Source organism: Kosakonia radicincitans DSM 16656, assembly GCF_000280495.2.
Classification (GTDB): Bacteria; Pseudomonadota; Gammaproteobacteria; order Enterobacterales; family Enterobacteriaceae; genus Kosakonia; species Kosakonia radicincitans.
On record NZ_CP018016.1, the window covers coordinates 1,816,798 to 1,838,585 of the forward strand.

Sequence of the window (21,788 nt, forward strand, 5' to 3'; positions counted from 1 at the left end):
AGCACGATTTAGCGTTTTTTTGCAGCGCTTCAAAGAAACGTACGGCGACTCCATGTATGTTACGCGCTTTAGTTGATGTGGTATTTGCCGGTATGTACGAATTCAATCTGGTGCTGTTGCTGCTACAACAGATGTGCGTGTTTCTGGTTATCGCCTGGTTGATGAGTAAGACGCGCCTGTTTATCCCGCTAATGCAGGTTACCGTCCGTCTGCCGCATAAATTATTGTGCTATGTCACCTTCTCTATTTTCTGCATTCTTGGCACTTATTTCGGGCTGCACATCGAAGACTCTATTGCGAATACCCGGGCGATTGGCGCGGTCATGGGCGGCCTGCTCGGCGGCCCGCTGGTGGGCGGTCTGGTCGGATTAACCGGCGGCCTGCACCGTTACTCGATGGGCGGCATGACGGCGCTGAGCTGTATGATCTCCACCATTGTCGAAGGGCTGCTTGGCGGCCTGGTTCACAGTGCGTTGATTAAGCGCGGGCGTACCGATCGGGTCTTTAGCCCGCTCACCGCCGGGGCAATCACTTGTGTGGCGGAGCTGACGCAGATGCTGATTATTCTGCTGATTGCCCGGCCGTTCGACAGTGCCCTGCATCTGGTGCAGAGCATTGCCGCGCCGATGATGGTCACCAATACCGTCGGCGCCGCGCTGTTTATGCGTATCCTGCTCGATAAACGCGCCATGTTCGAGAAGTACACCTCGGCGTTTTCCGCCACCGCGCTGAAAGTGGCCGCCTCCACCGAAGGGATTTTGCGCCAGGGTTTTAACGAAGAAAACAGCATGAAGGTGGCGCAGGTGCTCTATAAAGAGCTGGAGATTGGTGCGGTGGCCATTACCGATCGCGACAAGCTGCTGGCGTTTACCGGCATTGGCGACGATCACCACTTACCGGGACGGCCGATCTCTTCGGTCTGGACGCAGCGCGCCATCGAAACCGGCGAAGTGGTGTACGCTGACGGTAACGAAGTGCCGTATCGCTGCTCGTTGCATCCGCAGTGCAAATTAGGTTCGACATTAGTTATTCCGCTACGCGGCGAAAACCAGCGCGTGGTGGGCACCATTAAGTTATACGAGGCGAAAAACCGCCTGTTCAGCTCCATCAACCGCACGCTGGGCGAAGGGATCGCGCAACTGCTGTCGGCGCAAATTCTCGCCGGGCAGTACGAACGGCAGAAGGCGCTGCTGACTCAGTCGGAAATTAAACTCCTGCATGCGCAGGTGAACCCACATTTCCTGTTCAATGCGCTGAATACGTTGAAAGCGGTGATCCGCCGCGACAGCGACCAGGCCGGGTTGCTGGTGCAATACCTCTCGACCTTCTTTCGCAAAAACTTAAAGCGTCCGTCAGAGATCGTTACGCTGGCGGATGAAATTGAACATGTGAATGCCTACCTGCAAATCGAAAAAGCGCGCTTCCAGTCGCGGTTGCATGTGCAGTTACACGTGCCGGAGGCGCTGTCGCATTTGCAGTTGCCGGCATTTACGCTGCAACCGATTGTCGAAAATGCCATCAAGCATGGTACATCGCAGCTGCTCGGCGTCGGCGAGATTTCCATCAACGCCAGCCAGGACGGGGAACATCTGGTGCTGGCGGTTGAGGATAATGCGGGTCTGTATCAACCGAAAAACGATGCCAGCGGGCTGGGGATGAGCCTGGTGGATAAGCGGTTGCGCGCCCGCTTCGGTAACGACTGCGGTATCAGCATTGCCTGCGAACCGGATCTGTTTACCCGCATTACCTTAAGACTCCCGCTGGAGGAACAGGCATGTTAAAAGTGCTGATTGTTGATGATGAACCGCTGGCCCGGGAAAACCTGCGTATTCTGCTTCAGGAAGAGAGCGACATCGAGATTGTTGGCGAGTGCGGCAATGCCGTGGAAGCGATTGGCGCGGTGCACAAGCTGCACCCCGACGTGCTGTTTCTTGATATTCAGATGCCGCGCATCAGCGGGCTTGAGATGGTCGGCATGCTTGATCCCGGCAATCGCCCTTATGTGGTGTTTCTTACCGCTTTTGATGAGTATGCGGTGCAGGCGTTTGAGGAACATGCGTTCGACTACCTGCTTAAACCTATTGAGGCACGTCGTCTGGAGAAAACGTTGACGCGCCTGCGCCAGGAGCGCGGTGTGCAGGATGTGTCGGTGCTGCCGGAGAATCAGGAAGCGCTGAAATTTATTCCCTGTACCGGGCACAGCCGTATCTGGCTGTTGCAGATGGATGAGGTGGCGTTTGTCAGCAGCCGGATGAGCGGCGTTTATGTCACCAGCCAGGAGGGCAAAGAGGGCTTTACTGAGCTGACGTTGCGTACGCTGGAGAGCCGCACGCCGCTGGTTCGCTGCCATCGTCAGTATCTGGTGAATATGGCGCACCTGAAAGAGATTCGCCTTGAAGATAACGGCCAGGCGGAGCTATTGCTGCGTGACGGGCTGACGGTGCCGGTCAGCCGCCGCTATCTGAAGAATTTAAAAGAGGCGCTGGGGTTGTAAATTCCTGTGCGATGCCTACACTGCGCGCTGGTTTATCATTTTGGGGAAAGAGATGCTTAATAACGATATCCTGCGCAGCCTGCGTTACACACTGCAAGTGGACAATAACGCGCTGGTGCGCATTCTTGCACTGGCGGATACGGTGGTCACCGCCGAACAGATTGCTCCGTGGCTGCGTAAAGAGGATGAGGCAGGGTATAAGCCGTGTCCGGATATTGTGTTATCCGCTTTTCTCAATGGGCTGATTTACGAAAAACGCGGCAAAGATGACAGCGCGCCGCCGCTGGTGGTCGAGCGCAAACTGAATAACAACATTGTGCTGAAAAAATTGCGTATCGCCTTTTCGTTAAAGACCGACGATATTCTGGCGATCCTCACCGCGCAGCAGTTCCGTGTGTCGATGCCGGAAATCACCGCCATGATGCGCGCGCCGGAACATAAAAACTTCCGCGAGTGCGGCGACCAGTTTCTGCGCTATTTCCTGCGTGGCTTAGCCAGCAAGGTGCAAAAGCCGAAAGCGCAGGCCTGATAAGCGAAGCGCCATCAGGCTATGTCGCCTGAGCGTTGTGAAAAACTGCCCGATGGCGGCGTTGCGTTATCCGGCTTACGACCTTCACTGGCCCGGTAAGCGTAGCGCCACCGGGCAAGATGACGAATTACTGAACCTCTTTAAAGCCCTTCGCTTTCAACAGCGCTTCCGACTTCTGCATACTGATACCATCCTGCACCGTGCCGGTAAACGCCGTGCCCTGTAATGCGTTCAGATCGGCGAAATTCACCGCGCTGTAATCTACATCCAGCGTCTCCTGCGCATAGGTTTGCTGGTAATCAACGCTCTCTTTGATCCCTTTGACGCTCTGGTATTTCTGGCTGATCGGCCCGAGGACTTTCATCGCTTCCTCTTTGTTGCTCGCGCCAATGGCGCTGTAGTCGATCTTATTTTTCGCCGTCTGGCGCAGCACTTTGTCGTCTTTGTAGTAATAGGTCAGCGTCAGTTCGGTTCCTGGTGCCGACCAGCTAAAGGTTTTACTCTGCTCTTTCTCCCCGCAGCCGCTCAGGCTGAAGAGCAGGGTAAAGGCGAAAAGGGCGGCAAAAAGATGACGGATATTCACGGTGATTCCCCTGTTTCCATAAACTGGTATCAGTATAGAAAAAAGGCGCTGATATCAGCGCCTTTATTGTTATTTGACCTGTTGGCCAGCTTTCGCACCGCTGTCCGGGCTGAGCAGGAAGATGTCCTTGCCGCCAGGGCCTGCGGCCATCACCATCCCTTCGGAGATGCCGAAGCGCATTTTACGCGGCGCAAGGTTTGCCACCATCACCGTCAGACGGCCAATCAGCGCGCTCGGGTCCGGGTAGGCAGAACGAATGCCGGAGAAGACATTGCGTTTCTCGCCGTCCAGATCCAGCGTCAGGCGCAGCAGCTTGTCAGAGCCTTCAACGAATTCCGCGTTCTCAATCAGCGCCACGCGCAGATCGACTTTGGCGAAATCATCAAAGCTGATGGTTTCCTGAATCGGATTGTCGGCCAGTTCGCCGATCACCGGTGCGGCAGCCGCTTTCACTTCTTCTTTCGACGCTTCAACCAGCGCTTCCACCTGTTTCATCTCAATGCGGTTGTACAACGCTTTGAAGGTATTCACTTTATGGCCGAGCAGCGGCTGGTTGATGGCATCCCACTCCAGCGTGGTGTTGAGGAACGCTTCCGCGCGCTCAGAGAGCGATGGCAGAACCGGTTTCAGGTATGTCAGCAGAACGCGGAACAGGTTGATGCCCATTGAGCAGATGGCCTGCAGATCGGCATCGCGGTCTTCCTGTTTTGCCACCACCCACGGCGCCTGCTCATCAACATAGCGGTTAGCCACATCGGCCAGCGCCATGATTTCGCGTACCGCTTTGCTGAATTCGCGGTTTTCCCACGCTTCACCAATGCTGGCTGCCGCGTCGATAAAGGTCTGGTACAGCGCCGGATCCGCCAGCTCTGCCGCCAGCACGCCGTCAAAGCGTTTGGCGATAAAGCCCGCGTTACGGGAGGCCAGATTCACCACTTTGTTGACGATGTCGGCGTTCACGCGCTGGATAAAGTCTTCCAGGTTAAGGTCGATATCATCAATGCGCGAAGAGAGCTTCGCCGCGTAGTAGTAGCGCAGGCTGTCGGCATCAAAATGGTTCAGCCAGGTGCTGGCTTTAATGAAGGTGCCACGCGATTTGGACATCTTCGCGCCGTTCACCGTCACATAGCCGTGAACAAACAGGTTGGTCGGCTTACGGAAATTGCTGCCTTCCAGCATCGCAGGCCAGAACAGGCTGTGGAAGTAGACGATATCTTTACCGATAAAGTGATACAGCTCGGCGTCGGAATCTTTCTTCCAGTATGCGTCGAAGCTGGTGGTATCGCCGCGTTTGTCGCACAGGTTTTTGAACGAGCCCATGTAGCCGATCGGAGCATCCAGCCAGACATAGAAATATTTGCCCGGCGCGCCCGGGATTTCGAAGCCGAAGTACGGCGCATCGCGGGAGATATCCCACTGTTGCAGCCCGGATTCGAACCACTCCTGCATTTTGTTGGCCACCTGCTCCTGCAGCGCGCCGCTGCGGGTCCATGCCTGTAACATTTCGCTGAAGGAAGGCAGATCGAAGAAGAAGTGTTCGGAATCACGCATTACCGGCGTCGCGCCGGATACCACTGATTTCGGCTCGATCAGCTCGGTCGGGCTGTAGGTCGCGCCGCACACTTCGCAGTTATCGCCGTACTGATCCGGCGATTTACATTTCGGGCAGGTGCCTTTCACAAAACGGTCCGGCAGGAACATGCCTTTTTCCGGATCGTAGAGCTGAGAGATAGTGCGGTTCTTAATAAAACCGTTCTCTTTCAGGCGCGTGTAAATAAGCTCCGACAGCTCGCGGTTCTCGTCGCTGTGCGTGGAGTGGTAGTTGTCGTAGCTGATGTTAAAGCCAGCAAAATCAGTCTGATGTTCCTGACTCATTTCGGTGATCATCTGCTCCGGGGTGATCCCCAGCTGCTGCGCTTTCAGCATGATCGGCGTGCCGTGGGCATCGTCCGCGCAAATGAAGTTCACCTCGTGGCCGCGCATTCGCTGGTAACGGACCCAGACATCAGCCTGGATGTGCTCCAGCATATGGCCGAGGTGGATAGAGCCGTTGGCGTACGGCAGTGCGCACGTTACCAGAATTTTCTTCGCGACTTGAGTCATAGTAGGCATTACATCTTCTTGAGAAAAAGGGGTATCGATAGTACCAAAAGGGGAATTAGCGCGCTACGCGATCGAGGCGTTTTAGACCATATATGCAGATATGGGAATAATTGAACGACGCTATCAGGAGCGTTTTAAACCACATGAGCCAATATGCGCAATAATTACGCTATGTGTTAACGGCATGAATCCGTAAATGGATAATTATTACCTGTGCGGTAAACTTGGCCGCTACAATGTCGTTTCTTCAGAACAACTACAAAGGAGTCGGGATGAGTTCGCAATCCCCGGCCAAATCCCCGGAAGCTTTGCGCGCCATAGTTTCGGGAACATTGGCCAATTTTCAGCACCCAACCCTGAAGCATAACCTCACGGCGTTAAAAGCCGTGCACCATGTTGCGTGGCTGGATGGCACCCTGCATATCGAACTGGTGATGCCGTTCGTCTGGCGTACCGCGTTTGAAGAGTTAAAAGCGCAGTGCAGCGCGGAGCTGCTGCGCATTACCGAAGCGCGCGCCATCGACTGGAAGCTGTCGCACAACATCGCCACCCTGAAACGCGTGAAGAATCAGCCTGGCGTCAACGGCGTGAAAAATATCATTGCGGTCAGCTCCGGCAAAGGCGGGGTAGGGAAGTCCTCCACGGCGGTAAACCTGGCGCTGGCGCTGGCGGCGGAAGGGGCAAAAGTCGGTATTCTGGATGCGGACATCTACGGCCCGTCTATTCCGCTGATGCTGGGCGCAGAACATGAGCGCCCAACCTCGCCGGACGGAACGCATATGGCGCCGATCATGGCGCATGGCCTGGCGACCAACTCCATCGGTTATCTGGTCACCGACGATAACGCCATGGTGTGGCGCGGCCCGATGGCCAGCAAAGCGTTGCTGCAACTGTTGCAGGAATCGATGTGGCCGGATCTTGATTATCTGGTGCTGGATATGCCGCCAGGCACCGGGGATATCCAGTTAACGCTGGCGCAGAACATTCCGGTTACCGGCGCAGTGGTGGTTACCACGCCGCAGGACATTGCGCTGATCGACGCCAAAAAAGGCATCGTGATGTTTGAGAAAGTGGAAGTGCCGGTTCTGGGGATCGTCGAGAACATGAGCATGCACATTTGCAGCAACTGCGGTCACCACGAGCCGATTTTCGGCACCGGCGGCGCAGAGAAACTGGCGGAACAGTATCACACCCAACTGCTTGGTCAGTTACCGCTGCACATTACACTGCGTGAAGATCTGGATAAGGGCACACCGACGGTGGTCAGCCGCCCGGACAGTGAATTTACGGCTATCTACCGCAATCTTGCGGATCGTGTTGCCGCGCAGCTTTACTGGCAGGGCGAAGTTATTCCTGGCGATATCGCTTTCCGCGCGGTGTAAAACCCGCATGGTGGCGATGCGGATCTGAAGATGGCGACGTCGCAGGTTCGAAGAGAGAGCAGGCCGGATGGGGTAATCCCGCATTCCGGCCTGCAATTTTACTGCTTCACCAATTTTACTGTTTCACATAGTGCATCAGCACGTAATCCCCTTCCGGTGACACGCCCTGCGCTTCTGGCCGCCAGCCGTGGCGCTCATAAAACGCCAGCGCGGCCTTATTCTGCAACAAGCATTTCAGCGCACCGGTGCCGGTAAACGTGGTCTGTACATGTTTGAGAAGTGCGCTGCCGACCCCTTTGCCCTGAAAGGCCGGGTCAACAAACAAGTTATGCAGGAAGTTGTCGTTTTCGTACACCGAGGCGAAACCGAGCCGGTGACCCTCCTCTTCAGCGACCCAAATCACTTCATCGAGGGTGGCGGCATCAAAGTCTTCCAGTTGCCAGTCACGCCCATCGAGCCAGCTCCAGCCAGCTCTGCGGGCGTGTAAAAACAGCGTACGCAGAAACGGCCTGTCACTCTCCTGCCAGCGGCGGATAATCACAGGCGCTCCCTTAACGATGGTAGAAAATGTCGCCGTTATAGGCTTTGAGAATTTTGCCTTCAGCGTCGGTGATCAGCACGTAGTTGCCGCCCATGTAGGTCCAGTGGCTACCGGCTTCTGGTGCAGGCAGGTTACGCAACTGCCACTGTTTGATGTTGTACTCTTCGCTACGGTACATTTCTGGTACGGTATCGCCGATATTAAATTTAGTAAAGTCGGCAACAAAGTCCTTAATTTCATACGATTGCGTGCCGGTCGCCCCCGGTGTGGCCGTCTGCGGAGCCGCAAACGCCGAGGAGGCGGCGACCAACAGCGCGCCCAGAAGCATCATTTTCGTTTTACTCATTGTTTCTCCAGGTTGTTCTTTTTACATTTCACGCAGTTGCTTATGTAGCACGCCATCATTGCCGTTAATGCGGTGCTGAGCAACCGGGAAAAAATAACGCTTTGGTAAAAAGTGTAAGCAAACCCAGGTCATAGCTGTACAGGCGGAGAGCGATTTTCGCTATCCGCTTGTAACGTTTGGGAATAATCCTGGCTGACCGATCAGCCAGCAAACCCTTCCAGCACAATCTTGCCGACGGCGCGCTGGCTTTCCAGCAGTGCATGCGCTTTACGTAAATTCGCGGCATTAATGGTGCCGAAGTGCTCGCCGAGCGTGGTTTTCAGCACGCCCTGATCAATCAACTGCGCCACGCGGGTGAGCAGATTGTGTTGCTCGATAATATCGCGGGTGGTGAACATCGAACGGGTAAACATAAATTCCCAGTGCAGAGAGATGCTTTTCACCTTCAGCGGCAACGCATCCAGGCTTTCCGGATCGTCAATCAGTGCCAGCTTACCCTGCGGTTGCAGCGCATTAATCAGCTGCTGATAGTGCTCCTGGGTATTGTTCAGGCTGGCGACGTGCGTCACCTGCGCAATACCAATTCGCGCCAGCTCTTCGGTCAGCGGTTTGCTGTGATCAATCACATGATGCGCACCCAGTTCTTTCACCCACTGCTGGCTGGCAGGGCGCGATGCGGTGCCGATAACCGTCAGGCGGGTCAGTTTACGCGCCAGTTGCGTCATGATGGAACCTACGCCGCCCGCTGCGCCAACGATCAGCAACACGTCGCCTTCGTTGCCGTTCTCGTTGATGCCAAGCCGGTCAAACAGCATTTCCCATGCGGTGATGGCGGTCAGCGGCAGCGCCGCTGCCTGGGCGTTATCCAGCGTTTTCGGTTTGTGCGCCACAATGCGCTCATCGACCAGTTGATATTCGCTATTGCTGCCCGGACGGGTCAACGCGCCCGCATACCACACTTCATCACCTGGCTGAAACAGCGTTACTGCTTGACCAACAGCTTTGACCACGCCAACGGCGTCCCAGCCCAGTACGCGCGGGGTATCGGCATTAAATCCGGCACGAACTTTGGTATCAACCGGGTTGACGGATACGGCTTTCACTTCGACCAGCAGATCGTGGCCGCTGGCCTGCGGTTGCGGCAGCTCAATATCACTGAGGAAATCCAGGTTACTGTTACCCTGCGCAGCGCGGGTAATGGCGATTGCTTTCATATGTGCTCCGTTAAGTAAGAGAGGTGATTGGGGGTGTGATTAATGGTAGTCAGGCTGATTGATATGAGAAACCATCAGAATCGGGAAGCACTTATCCTCGGGCAGTGAAAATCCTCCGACGGAGAGTTCTCACCCACTCAACGGGCAGCATTGTGCAGGCGGCAAAAGGGTTGGGCTGGGGGAATTGATATTGCAGGTGATGAGATCCCATAGGCCGGATAAGGCGTTAGCCGCTATCCGGCGATAGACCTTAATCGACGTCCGGCACCGGAATATCGGCGCTGACGCGCAGATCCTGGTCATCGAAAATCATGCAGTGCGGGCTATCAAAGGCGAGGGTGATTTTCTGCCACGGGCGGAAATGCACATCGCCGGGCAGCAGGATTTTAATGTTGTCGTGGCCATAGCACTGGCCGAAAAGATAAGTATTGTTGCCGAGCCGCTCTACCACTTCGCACTGAAACTCCAGCTGCGTACCGCGTGTGACATCGGTGGAGAGGTGCTCCGGGCGGATCCCCAGCGTCACCGCAGCCCCCGGCTCAAGGCGCGAAGTCGTGATCGCCAGCGTTAACGGATGCCCCTGCGCAAGGGTGACGGTAAGCTCGCCTGGCTGCCACGCTTTCACCGTCGCCGGCAGGAAGTTCATCTTCGGTGAGCCGATAAATCCGGCGACAAACTTATTTTTCGGGTTGTAATAGAGCTCCATCGGCGAGCCCATCTGCTCGACATTGCCGTAATTCATCACCACGATTTTATCGGCCAGCGTCATCGCTTCCACCTGGTCATGCGTGACATACACCATGGTGGTTTTCAGCTCCTGATGCAGACGAGCAATATGCAGGCGCATCTCAACGCGCAGTTCGGCATCAAGGTTGGAGAGCGGTTCATCAAACATAAACACACGCGGGTTACGCACAATAGCGCGACCAATCGCCACGCGCTGGCGCTGACCGCCGGAGAGCTGTTTCGGTTTTCTGTCCAGCAGGTGGCTGAGCTGTAAGGTTTTGGCGACCATCTCCACCTGGCGGCGGATCTCCTCCTTCGGCACTTTGTTCACTTTCAGGCCGTAGCCCATATTTTCCGCCACGGTCATATGCGGATAGAGCGCATAAGACTGGAACACCATCGAGACGCCGCGATGTGCGGGCGCGACATCATTCATCACCTCATCGCCAATCAATACTTCCCCTTCGCTGACCTCTTCCAGTCCCGCAATCATGCGCAGCATGGTCGATTTCCCGCAGCCGGAGGGGCCGACAAATACGGCAAACTCGCCGTCTTCAATCGACAGATTCACATTGTTCAGCGTCACCGTGTCGCCAAACCGTTTGGTGACATTCCTCAGTCGTATATTGGACATCAACGTTCCCCGAAATTAGTAGCCGTTATGTGCTGCGATAAGCGCGTTGTCGGATGTTTTTGTTTTACGTATAACAATCAGGCGACAGGTCTGCTCAACCGCGAAAATTCATGCTCAGACTATAACTTCCAGTGATTTAGCGCCCTATATCGAATTTCCATTTCTGTTGCATCTGTCACACAACTGACAGTTAATTCTCGTTTTATTCATCGCTCAAGCGTAGCGTATAACAAATTAGATAAGGCGCGTGAATGCGTTTTAAGCCCAGTGATATCAGGTGATTTTTAAGCTGTCTCATCGGATGTTGCACCATAAAAACCACTAAAATGTTATACCTTGACATGAGGGTGATAATGAAAAAGAGAACACTTACCGCACTGATCCTCTCTGCACTGGCTGCCGGCCAGCTTATTAGCCTGTCGGCGCACGCGGCGACAAAGCAGCTTAACGTCTGGGAAGACATCAAAAAGTCCGTCGGTATCCAGGATGCCGTCAAAGATTTTGAGCAAAAGTACGACGTTAAAGTGAACGTGCAGGAGATGCCCTACGCACAGCAACTGGAAAAATTACGCCTTGATGGCCCGGCTGGCATCGGGCCGGATGTGCTGGTTATCCCCAATGATCAGTTGGGTGGCGCGGTTGTGCAAGGGCTGCTGACCCCCCTGAATCTGGACAAAGAAAAGGTTGACGCCTTTACCCCGGCCTCCATCAACGCTTTTCGTCTGGATAACACTCTGTATGGCGTACCGAAAGCGGTAGAAACGCTGGTGCTGATTTACAACAAAGATCTGCTCGACAAGCCGCTGCAAAGCCTGCCGGAGTGGCTTGAGTACTCGAAAAAACAGCGCGAGCAGAACAAATATGGTCTGCTCGCGAAATTTGACCAAATCTATTACAGCTGGGGCGCTATCGGCCCAATGGGCGGTTACCTGTTCGGCAAAAACGACAAAGGCGGCTATAACCCGCAGGATATCGGCCTGAATAAACCGGGCGCGGTAGAAGCGGTCACCTTCCTGAAAAAATTCTACAGCGAAGGGGTGTTTCCGTCGGGGATCCTCGGTGATAACGGGCTGAATGCTATCGATTCGCTGTTTACCGAGAAAAAAGCCGCGGCGGTGATTAACGGCCCGTGGGCTTTCCAGCCCTATGAAGCCGCTGGCATTAATTACGGCGTGGTGCCGCTGCCAAACTTGCCGGACGGCAAACCGATGAGCTCCTTCCTCGGCGTGAAAGGCTATGTCGTCTCCACCTGGAGTAAAGACAAGCAACTGGCGCAGCAATTTATCGAATTTATCAACCAGCCGCAGTACGTGAAAACGCGCTATATCGCCACCCGCGAGATCCCGGCGCAGAAAGCAATGATTGACGATCCGGTCATTAAAAATGACGAAAAGGCCAGCGCAGTGGCGGTACAGGCTGCGCGCGCGACGGCAATGCCGGGCATTCCTGAGATGGGCGAAGTCTGGGGACCGGCAAATGCCGCACTGGAACTGAGCCTGACCGGCAAGCAGGAACCGCAGGCCGCGCTCGATGCCGCGACCAAACAGATCCACATGCAAGTTGAAGCCATGCAGGCCAGTAACCAGTAACCGCTTGTTGTAGCAGAACGGGAGGGCAACCTCCCGTTGTCGAAAAGGAGTCGTACGTGATTATCAGTCCCAGCGAGAATTTTGCCAAAACGCAAGCAGGGCGTCATGCGTGGTGCGGGCTGCTGCTGGCCATTGTGCCGGGCTTTGGTCAGTTTTATCATCGCCAGTGGCTAAAAGGCCTTATCTTCCTTGTCCTGCTGAGCAGTTTTACCGGCATTTTTTATGATTTTTTGCGCGAGGGGATCTGGGGGTTATATACCCTCGGCGAAGAAGTACCGCGCGATAACTCGATCTTTTTGCTGGCAGAAGGGATCATCAGCCTGCTGATCATCGCCTTTGGCCTGATGGTCTGGTATCTGTCGCTACGCGATGCATGGATCAACGGCAAAAAGCGCGACGAAGGTAAGCCGCTGAACAGCGTGCGCAAGCAGTATCAACTGCTGCTCAGCGACGGTTTTCCTTATCTGATGATCACGCCCGGCTTCATCCTGCTGGTGTTTGTGGTGATTTTCCCGATCCTGTTCGGCTTCTCTATTGCTTTCACCAACTACAACCTCTATCACACGCCGCCCGCCAAACTGGTGGACTGGGTGGGATTAAAGAATTTCGTCAATATCTTTACCCTGTCGATCTGGCGTTCGACCTTCCTCGATGTGTTGCAGTGGACGGTGGTCTGGACGCTGCTGGCGACCACGTTGCAATGCACCGTTGGTGTGCTGCTGGCGATCCTGGTGAACCAGAAAGATCTGCGCTTCAAGCCGCTGGTACGCACCATTTTTATTTTGCCGTGGGCGGTGCCGGGCTTTGTCACCATTCTGGTCTTCGCCGGAATGTTTAACGACTCATTTGGCGTGATTAACAACGCCATTCTGGCTTTCTTCGGTATTGCGCCGAAAGCGTGGCTGACCGATCCGTTCTGGACGAAAACCGCGCTGATCATGATGCAAACCTGGCTCGGCTTCCCGTTTGTCTTTGCCATGACCACCGGGGTGTTGCAGGCGATTCCGGACGATCTGTACGAAGCGGCGAAGATGGATGGCGCCAGCACCTGGACCCGGCTGCGCACTATTACGCTGCCGCTGGTGCTCTACTCAATCGCGCCGATCATCATCACTCAGTACACCTTCAATTTTAATAACTTCAACATCATCTACCTGTTTAACAACGGCGGTCCGGCGGTGGCGGGCGCGAACGCTGGCGGCACCGATATCCTGGTGTCGTGGATTTACAAACTGACGATGTCCTCTTCGCAGTACGCGATTGCGGCGACCATCACCATTTTGCTGTCGATTTTTGTCGTCGGCCTGGCGTTGTGGCAGTTCCGCGCGACCAAATCTTTTAAAAACGACGACATGGCATAAGGGAAGAAAAATGGCTAAATCACAAAGTATCCGCCGCGAGAAGTGGATCCGCCTGTCGCTCTCCTGGCTGGTTATCGCGCTGGTATCGCTGATCATTATCTACCCGCTGGTCTGGACGGTCGGCGCGTCGCTGAACGCCGGTAACAGCCTGCTCAGCACCTCGATCATTCCGGAGAACCTCTCATTCCAGCACTATGCCGATCTGTTTAACGGTCAGGTGAACTACCTGACCTGGTACTGGAATTCAATGAAGATCAGCCTGCTGACGATGGTGCTGACCTTAATCAGCGTCAGCTTTACCGCCTACGCCTTTTCGCGCTTCCGTTTTAAGGGGCGGCAGAATGGCCTGATGCTGTTTTTGCTGTTGCAGATGATCCCGCAGTTTTCCGCGCTGATCGCCATCTTCGTGCTGTCGCAGCTGCTGGGTTTGATCAACAGCCATATGGCGCTGGTGCTAATCTACGTGGCCGGGATGATCCCGATGAACACTTACCTGATGAAAGGCTACCTCGATGCCATCCCGCGCGATCTGGATGAATCTGCGCGCATGGACGGCGCCAGCAACTTCCGCATCTTTATCGAGATCATCATGCCGCTGTCGAAGCCGATTGTGGCGGTAGTGGCGTTGTTCTCCTTCACCGGGCCGCTGGGGGATTTCATCCTCTCCAGCACCATTTTGCGCACCCCGGACAAATACACGCTGCCGATTGGCCTCTACAACCTGGTAGCGCAAAAAATGGGTGCCAGTTACACCACCTATGCGGCGGGCGCGGTATTGATCGCCGTGCCGGTGGCCATTCTCTACCTTGCCTTACAAAAATACTTCGTCTCCGGCCTGACCTCCGGCAGCACCAAAGGATAACCACATGAAAAGATTTACACCCGCTCTGCTTGCTGTTTGTCTCTGTAGTTTGTCCGCCAGCACGTTTGCCGCCGACGCGTTAAAGACGCGCCCGTTCAGCGGCATGCCCGCCGACTTTATTAAAGGGGCTGATATCTCCACGCTGTTGGATGCCGAAAAGCACGGGGCGAAATTTTATAACGACAAAAATCAGCAACAGGATGCGCTCGCCATCCTGAAAGCTAACGGCGTTAACTATGTGCGCCTGCGTTTGTGGGTCGATCCGAAAGACGCGCAGGGCCAGGCTTACGGCGGCGGCGATAACGATCTGGCGACCACGCTGGCGCTGGCAAAACGGGCGAAAGCGCAGGGCATGAAGCTGCTGCTCGATTTTCACTACAGCGATTTCTGGACCGATCCCGGCAAACAGTTCAAACCGAAAGCCTGGGAAAAAATGGATTATGCGCAGCTAAAAACGGCGATCCACGACTATACCCGCGACACCATCGCCCGCTTTAAGCAGGAGGGCGTGCTGCCGGATATGGTGCAAATCGGCAATGAAATTAACTCCGGCATACTGTGGCCGGAAGGCAAAAGCTGGGGGCAGGGCGGCGGAGAATTCGACCGGCTGGCGGGGCTGCTCACCTCAGCGATTGACGGGCTGAAGGAGAACCTGAAAAACGGCGAACAGGTGGAGATCATGCTGCACCTGGCGGAGGGCACCAAAAACGATACCTTCCGCTGGTGGTTTGATGAAATCACCAAACGCAATGTGCCGTTCGATGTGATTGGCCTGTCGATGTATACCTACTGGAACGGGCCGATAAGCGCGTTGCAGGCCAATATGGACGACATCAGCAAGCGCTACAACAAAGATGTGATTGTGGTGGAAGCGGCTTACGGCTATACGCTGGCTAACTGCGATAACGCGGAAAACAGCTTCCAGGAGAAAGAAGAGAAAGCGGGCGGCTACCCTGGCACCGTGCAAGGGCAATATGACTATATCCACGATTTAATTCAGTCCGTGATTAATGTTCAGGGCCATCGCGGTAAAGGTATTTTTTATTGGGAGCCAACCTGGATTGCCGTGCCGGGAAATACCTGGGCGACGCAGGCGGGAATGAATTATATCAACGATAAGTGGAAAGAAGGCAACGCGCGGGAAAATCAGGCGCTGTTTGATTGTCAGGGGAAAGTGCTGCCCTCAGTGAAAGTCTTTAATTAACTCTGGTGTTGTAAATTTCAGGACGTTTAATATGAATAAATTTGCGCCTTTAAGCCCGAAGGTTGTATCGCTATTGCATGGCGCGGACTATAACCCGGAACAATGGGAGAATTATCCCGGTATTATTGATGACGATATTGCCATGATGAAGCAGGCAAATTGCAATGTCATGTCGATCGGGATATTTAGCTGGTCGAAACTGGAGCCGCGGGAAGGTGAGTTTAATTTCGCTTGGCTCGATTCGGTGATTGAAAAATTATATGCAGCGGGAATTCATATTTTCCTCGCTACGCCGAGCGGCGCACGGCCCGCCTGGATGTCGCAGAAATATCCGCAAGTGCTGCGCGTCGGGCGCGATCGCGTGCCGGCGCTGCACGGCGGGCGGCACAATCACTGCATGACATCGCCGATCTACCGGGAAAAAACGCTGAAAATCAATACGCTGCTGGCTGAGCGCTATGCGCAGCATCCGGCGGTACTCGGCTGGCATATTTCCAACGAGTACGGCGGAGAATGCCACTGCGATTTGTGTCAGCAAAAATTCCGCGACTGGCTGCAAGCCCGTTACCAGACGCTGGAAAACCTCAATCACGCCTGGTGGAGCGATTTCTGGAGCCACACTTACAGCGACTGGTCGCAAATTCAGTCGCCGTCGCCGCAGGGCGAAGTGTCGATCCACGGTCTGAATCTCGACTGGCGGCGCTTTAATACCGCGCAGGTCGCCGATTTCTGCCGCCATGAAATCGCGCCATTGAAAGCCGCGAATGCGCAGCTTCCGGTGACTACCAACTTTATGGAGTATTTCTACGATTACGACTACTGGCAACTCGCGCCAGCGCTCGACTTTATCTCCTGGGACAGCTATCCGATGTGGCACCGGGACAAAGACGAAACGCAGCTCGCCTGCTACACCGCGATGTATCACGACATGATGCGCACGCTGAAAGGCGGCAAGCCGTTTGTGCTGATGGAATCCACACCGAGCGTCACTAACTGGCAGCCGACCAGCAAAGTGAAAAAGCCGGGAATGCATATTCTGTCGTCATTACAGGCGGTGGCGCACGGCGCGGATTCGGTGCAGTACTTCCAGTGGCGGAAAAGTCGCGGCTCGGTTGAGAAGTTCCATGGCGCGGTAATCGACCATGTTGGCCACCTGGATACCCGCGTCGGGCGCGAAGTGTGTACGCTGGGCGAGATGCTGGCAAAACTCACGCCGGTAATGGGCTGTCGCACTGACGCGCGCGTGGCGATCATTTTCGACCAGCAAAACCGCTGGGCGCTGGATGATGCCGAAGGCCCGCGCAATAAGGGGATGGAGTACGAAAAAACGGTTAATGAACACTATCGCCCGTTCTGGGAAAAGGGCATCGCGGTGGATGTCATTAACGCCGACGCGGATCTGAGCCGTTATCAACTGGTGATCGCGCCCATGCTCTATATGGTACGTGAGGGCTTTGCCGAACGCGCCGAAGCGTTTGTCGCGGCGGGCGGGCATCTGGTCACCTCTTACTGGACCGGTGTGGTGAACGAAAGCGATCTCTGCTATCTCGGCGGCTTCCCTGGTCCGCTGCGCAAACTGGTGGGTATCTGGGCGGAGGAGATCGACTGCCTGGATGACAATGAACGCAATCTGGTGCAGGGGCTGGCGGGCAACGAGGCCGGGTTACAGGGGCCGTATCAGGCGCGTCATTTGTGCGAACTGATCCATGCCGAGAGCGCCAAACCACTGGCCACTTACCGGGATGATTTCTACGCCGGGCGCCCGGCGGTAACGGTCAATCAGTTCGGCAAAGGTAAGGCGTGGCACGTCGCTTCGCGCAACGATCTGGCCTTCCAGCGCGATTTCTTTGCCAGCATTATTGACGAACTGGCGCTGCCGCGCGCCGTTGAGCAGGATTTCCCGCCGGGCGTGGTGGCTACCGCGCGTACCGACGGCGAAACCACGTTTGTCTTTATCCAGAACTTCAGCGCTCAGCAACAGACGATTACGCTGCCGCCAGGCTACCAGGATTGTCTGTCGGCCGCGACCGTCAGCGGCTCGCTGGTGCTGACACCGTGGGATTGTCGCGTTGTTAGCCGCCAGGCATAAGCCGACGTAATGTGCCTGCCCATTCGGGCAGGTTTTTTTTTATCTGTCGAAAATCAGGAGCCGATGATGGTGAGTCTTAAATCCTTCCTGCACTACTTCTCCGAACCGAAAAATACCGCGGCAGCGCCCATCAGCGATGCTGAGCTGCAACTGATCCAGCGGCTGGCGCAGGCATTTGGCGGTGCGGAGAACATTGAAAATGTTGATGCCTGTCTGACCCGTTTGCGTGTGACGGTGAAAGATCTGGCCATTGTGGATTCGCAGGCGTTGCAAAATGAAGGCGCGTTGGGGGTGATTATTCTCGGTCAGCAGGTGCATGCCATATTTGGTAAACAGTCAGATGCGCTGCGTAAATTACTCGATGAACATTTCTCCTCCCGCGCATAAATAAAAAAGGGATACCCGTGAGGGTATCCCGAAATAACTAACAGAAAAGCAATGTCAATATAAATTCTGTCAGGCAATGGCCTGGCAGTTCTTGGAGATAAATAACGAGGGCAATAAATTAATATACAAAATCATTCGCGTTATATCGTGGCGACAAACCTGTTCCTGCTCAAATAAGTGAGCGGAGTAAACAGATGCTGCCAATAAAGTGATAACGTGAAGGATAAAGTTTATTTACCACCAGGCTTCCACCTGTACGCCAAAGTTCCACGTATTATTTTTAGTGCCGTCTTCAAATGATTTTCCATCTTCCGAATCATTTAAATACGAAGCGAATACGCGCAATTCAGGCCGTGACATAAATTCCGGGCCATCCGCCAGACCTACAGCGAAGGTGTATTTTTCGCCGCTCTGTTTGTAGTGGGTGCCGTTTTTATAGTCGTCTTTCTGGTAGAAACCGCCGACTTCACCAATCAGACGTACATAATTGGTGAGCTGATACTGTGCGCGGCCAACCAGTGAAACCAGGCTGGTTTTGTCGGTATATTCCGTAATGTCGTTGGCTGAACCGTAGGTCAGCACGTGGTTCAGTGAGAACTTCTCGGTAAGCGGAATCAGGCCGGTGTTAATCACGCGGTAACCGCTGGCGTCGTTCACATAGTGCCACATGTCGTACCAGCCGCCGCCCTGCGACACCATGTTCTGCGCCAGCCCTTTGTTGGCGTATTGCAGCACCAGTTTGTTATAGCCGCCAAACATATCCTGGCTGATTTCGCCGGTCACCATCACGCCGTCATCCACTTCGTATAATCCGCCGTACTCTTTCTGTTTTTTGGTCGGATTTGGCATAGCGTAGTCGATGCCGAACTCTGTCCACGCGCCTGACCACGGTTTCCAGCCCGCATAGCGAACGTCGATATAGTTGATGTTGACGTCGTTATCATTATCGACGCGGTAATCAACATCGTTGGCGTCGCCACGGATCCAGGCTACCGAGACCGCCCCAGGGCCGAAGGTGTAGTTTTCAATCCCGGCGCCGGAACCGGAGATGTTCCAGTATTTGGTATCAATAATGTGCAGATCGTGGCGCTGGTAGTAACGTTTACCGCCCCAGATTACGGCGTTGGGATCGTTGGGAATAAGCCCTTTGATTTGCAGATTCAACTGGCGCAGGCCGAACTGAGCGTCGTCGCCAATAGTGGTTTCGTTGTCGTTAGAGCCGTCGGAAACCATGCTCACCATGCTGTCGAGGTAAAAACTCACCTCGTCTTTTTTATACACTTCCGAGCCCAGTTCCAGTTCGCCGTAGGTATCGGATTCGTTACCCAGGCGGCCCAGCTTGTTCTTTTGCCACTCAACCTGCCCGCCATCGCCGGACACGCCTACGCCGCCGCGCAGGTAGCCATGAAAGTCGATCGGTACAGATGTCGCAGCCAGCAGTGAAGGTGAAGTCAGCGCAGCGGCTAACGCAAGAGTGAGAGTGCGTAGCGTAGTGTTCATATCATTCCTCTTATTGTTTTGTATTACGTTCACATAAACGATGTCATAAAATGCCTAAATGTAAAAACAGGCAAACTAACGATTGTGAATGTGTGATTAACTGCAAATAAATCAGCCTTTTTTGTTACCAATAGCGAATTTCTTCACAATGTTGGGTATTGTGAGCGTGATACTTATTTTGCGAAATTGAAGCGGGAGAATGTGTGGTGAGCGTTTTTTTAGGAAGCCCCTGTTACACTTGGCGCATAACAACATAAGGAACCGGACCATGAAGTCTAAAAGTGCAACGCTGGAAGACGTAGCCCGCCATGCGGGTGTCTCCTACCAGACCGTGTCCAGGGTACTCAACAAATCTGCCAATGTATCCGAAGCCACGCGTTTAAAAGTGGAGAAATCCATAGAGTTATTGCGTTACGTACCGAACCGGCTGGCGCAGCAATTAGTGGGAAAGCAGAGTCAGACTATCGGCCTGGTGACCACTTCGCTGGCGCTGCATGCCCCTTCGCAGGTGGCGGCGGCGGTGAAACGCTACGCCAACCTTGATGGCTACCAGGTCTTGATTTCGATGATCGATGAGAACGTCAATCAAGATATCCAGTCCGCCATCAATGAACTGAAGTCACAGCTGGTCGATAAAGTGATCATTAACGTGCCGCTGGAAACCGAAGAGGCCCAGCATATCGCCTCTGACAACGATGACATCGTCTGCTTGTTTCTCGATGTCGATCCGTACAGTTCCGTGTTTAACGTTTCGTTTAACCCGGCGGACGGTACCCGCGCCAGTGTTAAGCATCTGTATGAACTGGGCCACCGCGAGATCGCGCTGCTGGCCGGGCCGGAATCGTCGGTGTCGGCGAATCTGCGGCTGAAAAGCTGGATCGATACGCTCAGCGGCTATGGGTTGAAACCGGTAACGGTGTTTCATGGTAACTGGGATGCACAGAGCGGTTACGCTGGCGCATTACAGATGCTGCGCGAAACGCCGAATTTCACCGCCGTGCTGGTAGGCAACGATCAGATGGCGCTGGGCGTATTGAGCGCCTTCCATCAACATCAGATTGCCATTCCCGGCGAGAAATCGGTGGTGGGTTACGACGGCACTTATGAAAGTTCGTTTTTCCATCCGTCGCTGACCACCGTTTCGCTGGATCTCGATTTGCAGGGCAAAGAAGCGGTGCGTCGTCTGCTCGACAGCGGTCATGGCGATGCGGCGCGCAGCTCGTCGGTGCTGCCTGCAAAACTTATCGTGCGCCATTCAACCGGCGCGTTGCAGGAGCAGGGGACCAATTTGCAGGAGATCTCCCAGCAGTTGCAGGCTATTGCGCATAAGCTGTGGAAGTAAGAGATATACGAAGCGCCATCGGCATTGTGCCGGTAGCGCTTCGGTTTACAGCGATTACTGCGCTTTTGGCGTCAGTTTCAGAAAACGCATCATGCCAGGGCGGCGTTCAGAAGTGAGCAACAGGCGGTTGTCATCGGTAAAGTCGCGCAGTTCAGGCAGATTGCTGGTTTCGCGTTCAACGCGTTGCACGGTTTCAATGTCGAAATAGTGCGCGGCGTTGCGCAGAAAAGCATTGTATTTGGCAAGGAAATCGTCCATCCAGTGGTGAATCTCGATGATCACCGTGCAGGATTTCAGCAGGTTTAATACCTCATCGGTCAGCAGTTCAAACTCGAAGCCTTCGATGTCGATCAGCACCAGCGCGTTATCCAGATCTTGCGCGCGCAGGCTGGCAAAACTGGCAGCATTGGCTTCACCGAGGATGGTCAGCTCGCCGACCGAGTGGTTCTTTTTCCAGTTTTCCGCAATGACGGCGCGGCCTTTTTCCGTTTGCTCAAAGCAGATGGTCTTGCCAATCTTGCCGGAAACCAGCATACCGATGGCGTAGTAGCCATCCGCAGCACCAATGTCGATAAAAGTTGAGAAGCGGCCAGCTTCTGTTGCCTCGATCAGATTCAGGATCTCTTTTTCGTACAGCCCCAGGCACTGGGAGCCGAGATCGAGTTTTCCCCACCAGGTGTCGCGATCGAGATGTAATCCTTTGAACGGGCCGTATTTCACGGTGCCCTGCAACAGGTCGAAGACCTCTAATGACATACGTTCCTGACGCTCACGAATGGTTTCGCGACGCCAGTTTTCTCTCTGCTCCAGCGTGGACTGCTGTGCGCGTTCCAGCATCGGATGGAAATAATCTGCTTCCGCTAAAATAAATTGTTCTACGTTGTTCATTTTCATTATCACCT

The 21,788-nt window shown here is 54.4% G+C and carries 19 protein-coding genes; 11 read left to right on the top strand and 8 right to left on the bottom strand.

Going from position 1 to position 21,788, the window contains the following annotated elements:
- The first annotated feature begins 92 nt into the window (after positions 1–92).
- The 3 genes from Y71_RS08900 to Y71_RS08910 are packed head-to-tail and all read left to right on the top strand — an operon-like array spanning position 93 to position 3,023.
- Positions 93–1,781 carry a sensor histidine kinase gene (locus Y71_RS08900; RefSeq protein ID WP_007371204.1) on the top strand — a complete coding sequence of 563 codons (1,689 nt, stop codon included), beginning with the start codon at positions 93–95 and terminating at the stop codon, positions 1,779–1,781.
- On the top strand, positions 1,775–2,494 hold the full coding sequence (gene btsR, locus Y71_RS08905; RefSeq protein WP_007371205.1) for a two-component system response regulator BtsR: 720 nt from the start codon (positions 1,775–1,777) through the stop codon (positions 2,492–2,494). The genes Y71_RS08900 and btsR overlap by 7 nt, the downstream gene beginning before the upstream one ends.
- Positions 2,495–2,546: 52 nt before the next feature.
- A complete protein-coding gene (locus Y71_RS08910) occupies positions 2,547–3,023 on the top strand; it encodes a YehS family protein (protein ID WP_007371206.1) in 477 nt (158 codons plus the stop codon).
- 127 nt (positions 3,024–3,150) lie between these two features.
- Here Y71_RS08910 and Y71_RS08915 read toward each other — a convergent pair whose 3' ends face one another.
- Positions 3,151–3,606: a YehR family lipoprotein gene (locus Y71_RS08915; RefSeq protein WP_007371207.1), complete on the bottom strand. Its 456-nt coding sequence runs from the start codon at positions 3,604–3,606 to the stop codon at positions 3,151–3,153.
- Positions 3,607–3,675: 69 nt separating this feature from the next.
- Positions 3,676–5,709, bottom strand: a complete 2,034-nt coding sequence (gene metG / locus Y71_RS08920; RefSeq protein ID WP_007371208.1) for a methionine--tRNA ligase — start codon at positions 5,707–5,709, stop codon at positions 3,676–3,678.
- A 272-nt stretch (positions 5,710–5,981) separates the two neighbouring features.
- On the opposite strand from metG, the gene apbC reads away from it, so the two are divergent.
- A complete protein-coding gene (apbC, locus tag Y71_RS08925) occupies positions 5,982–7,091 on the top strand; it encodes an iron-sulfur cluster carrier protein ApbC (RefSeq protein WP_007371209.1) in 1,110 nt (369 codons plus the stop codon).
- 115 nt (positions 7,092–7,206) lie between these two features.
- Here apbC and Y71_RS08930 read toward each other — a convergent pair whose 3' ends face one another.
- From Y71_RS08930 to Y71_RS08945, 4 genes are all read right to left on the bottom strand, one after another.
- Positions 7,207–7,632, bottom strand: coding sequence for a GNAT family N-acetyltransferase (locus tag Y71_RS08930; protein WP_007371210.1), 426 nt, complete (start codon positions 7,630–7,632; stop codon positions 7,207–7,209).
- Between the two features lie 10 nt (positions 7,633–7,642).
- Complete coding sequence (locus Y71_RS08935; protein WP_007371211.1) at positions 7,643–7,978, bottom strand: RcnB family protein; 336 nt, start codon at positions 7,976–7,978, stop codon at positions 7,643–7,645.
- A 200-nt stretch (positions 7,979–8,178) separates the two neighbouring features.
- Positions 8,179–9,192, bottom strand: coding sequence for a zinc-binding alcohol dehydrogenase family protein (locus Y71_RS08940; protein ID WP_007371212.1), 1,014 nt, complete (start codon positions 9,190–9,192; stop codon positions 8,179–8,181).
- A 250-nt stretch (positions 9,193–9,442) separates the two neighbouring features.
- Positions 9,443–10,552 carry an ABC transporter ATP-binding protein gene (locus Y71_RS08945; RefSeq protein ID WP_007371213.1) on the bottom strand — a complete coding sequence of 370 codons (1,110 nt, stop codon included), beginning with the start codon at positions 10,550–10,552 and terminating at the stop codon, positions 9,443–9,445.
- 353 nt (positions 10,553–10,905) lie between these two features.
- Between Y71_RS08945 and Y71_RS08950 the strand changes: the two genes are divergently transcribed.
- The 6 genes from Y71_RS08950 (at position 10,906) to Y71_RS08975 (ending at position 18,044) form a co-directional block, all read left to right on the top strand.
- Positions 10,906–12,141: an extracellular solute-binding protein gene (locus tag Y71_RS08950; RefSeq protein ID WP_007371215.1), complete on the top strand. Its 1,236-nt coding sequence runs from the start codon at positions 10,906–10,908 to the stop codon at positions 12,139–12,141.
- A gap of 56 nt (positions 12,142–12,197) precedes the next feature.
- Positions 12,198–13,502 carry a carbohydrate ABC transporter permease gene (locus Y71_RS08955; RefSeq protein ID WP_007371216.1) on the top strand — a complete coding sequence of 435 codons (1,305 nt, stop codon included), beginning with the start codon at positions 12,198–12,200 and terminating at the stop codon, positions 13,500–13,502.
- Between the two features lie 10 nt (positions 13,503–13,512).
- Positions 13,513–14,364 carry a sugar ABC transporter permease gene (locus Y71_RS08960; RefSeq protein WP_007371217.1) on the top strand — a complete coding sequence of 284 codons (852 nt, stop codon included), beginning with the start codon at positions 13,513–13,515 and terminating at the stop codon, positions 14,362–14,364.
- 4 nt (positions 14,365–14,368) lie between these two features.
- Entirely contained in the window at positions 14,369–15,568 is a 1,200-nt protein-coding gene (locus tag Y71_RS08965) for a glycoside hydrolase family 53 protein (RefSeq protein WP_007371218.1), read from the top strand.
- Positions 15,569–15,599: 31 nt separating this feature from the next.
- A complete protein-coding gene (locus tag Y71_RS08970; RefSeq protein ID WP_007371219.1) occupies positions 15,600–17,657 on the top strand; it encodes a beta-galactosidase in 2,058 nt (685 codons plus the stop codon).
- A gap of 66 nt (positions 17,658–17,723) precedes the next feature.
- Positions 17,724–18,044 (top strand): PTS sugar transporter subunit IIB, encoded by a 321-nt coding sequence (locus Y71_RS08975; protein WP_007371220.1) that lies wholly within the window; start codon positions 17,724–17,726, stop codon positions 18,042–18,044.
- A gap of 234 nt (positions 18,045–18,278) precedes the next feature.
- Here Y71_RS08975 and Y71_RS08980 read toward each other — a convergent pair whose 3' ends face one another.
- Positions 18,279–19,544, bottom strand: coding sequence for a maltoporin (locus tag Y71_RS08980; RefSeq protein ID WP_007371221.1), 1,266 nt, complete (start codon positions 19,542–19,544; stop codon positions 18,279–18,281).
- A gap of 268 nt (positions 19,545–19,812) precedes the next feature.
- On the opposite strand from Y71_RS08980, the gene Y71_RS08985 reads away from it, so the two are divergent.
- Positions 19,813–20,886: a LacI family DNA-binding transcriptional regulator gene (locus tag Y71_RS08985; protein WP_007371222.1), complete on the top strand. Its 1,074-nt coding sequence runs from the start codon at positions 19,813–19,815 to the stop codon at positions 20,884–20,886.
- 54 nt (positions 20,887–20,940) lie between these two features.
- Here Y71_RS08985 and Y71_RS08990 read toward each other — a convergent pair whose 3' ends face one another.
- Positions 20,941–21,774 carry a class I SAM-dependent methyltransferase gene (locus tag Y71_RS08990; RefSeq protein ID WP_107146741.1) on the bottom strand — a complete coding sequence of 278 codons (834 nt, stop codon included), beginning with the start codon at positions 21,772–21,774 and terminating at the stop codon, positions 20,941–20,943.
- Between the last annotated feature and the right edge of the window lie 14 nt (positions 21,775–21,788).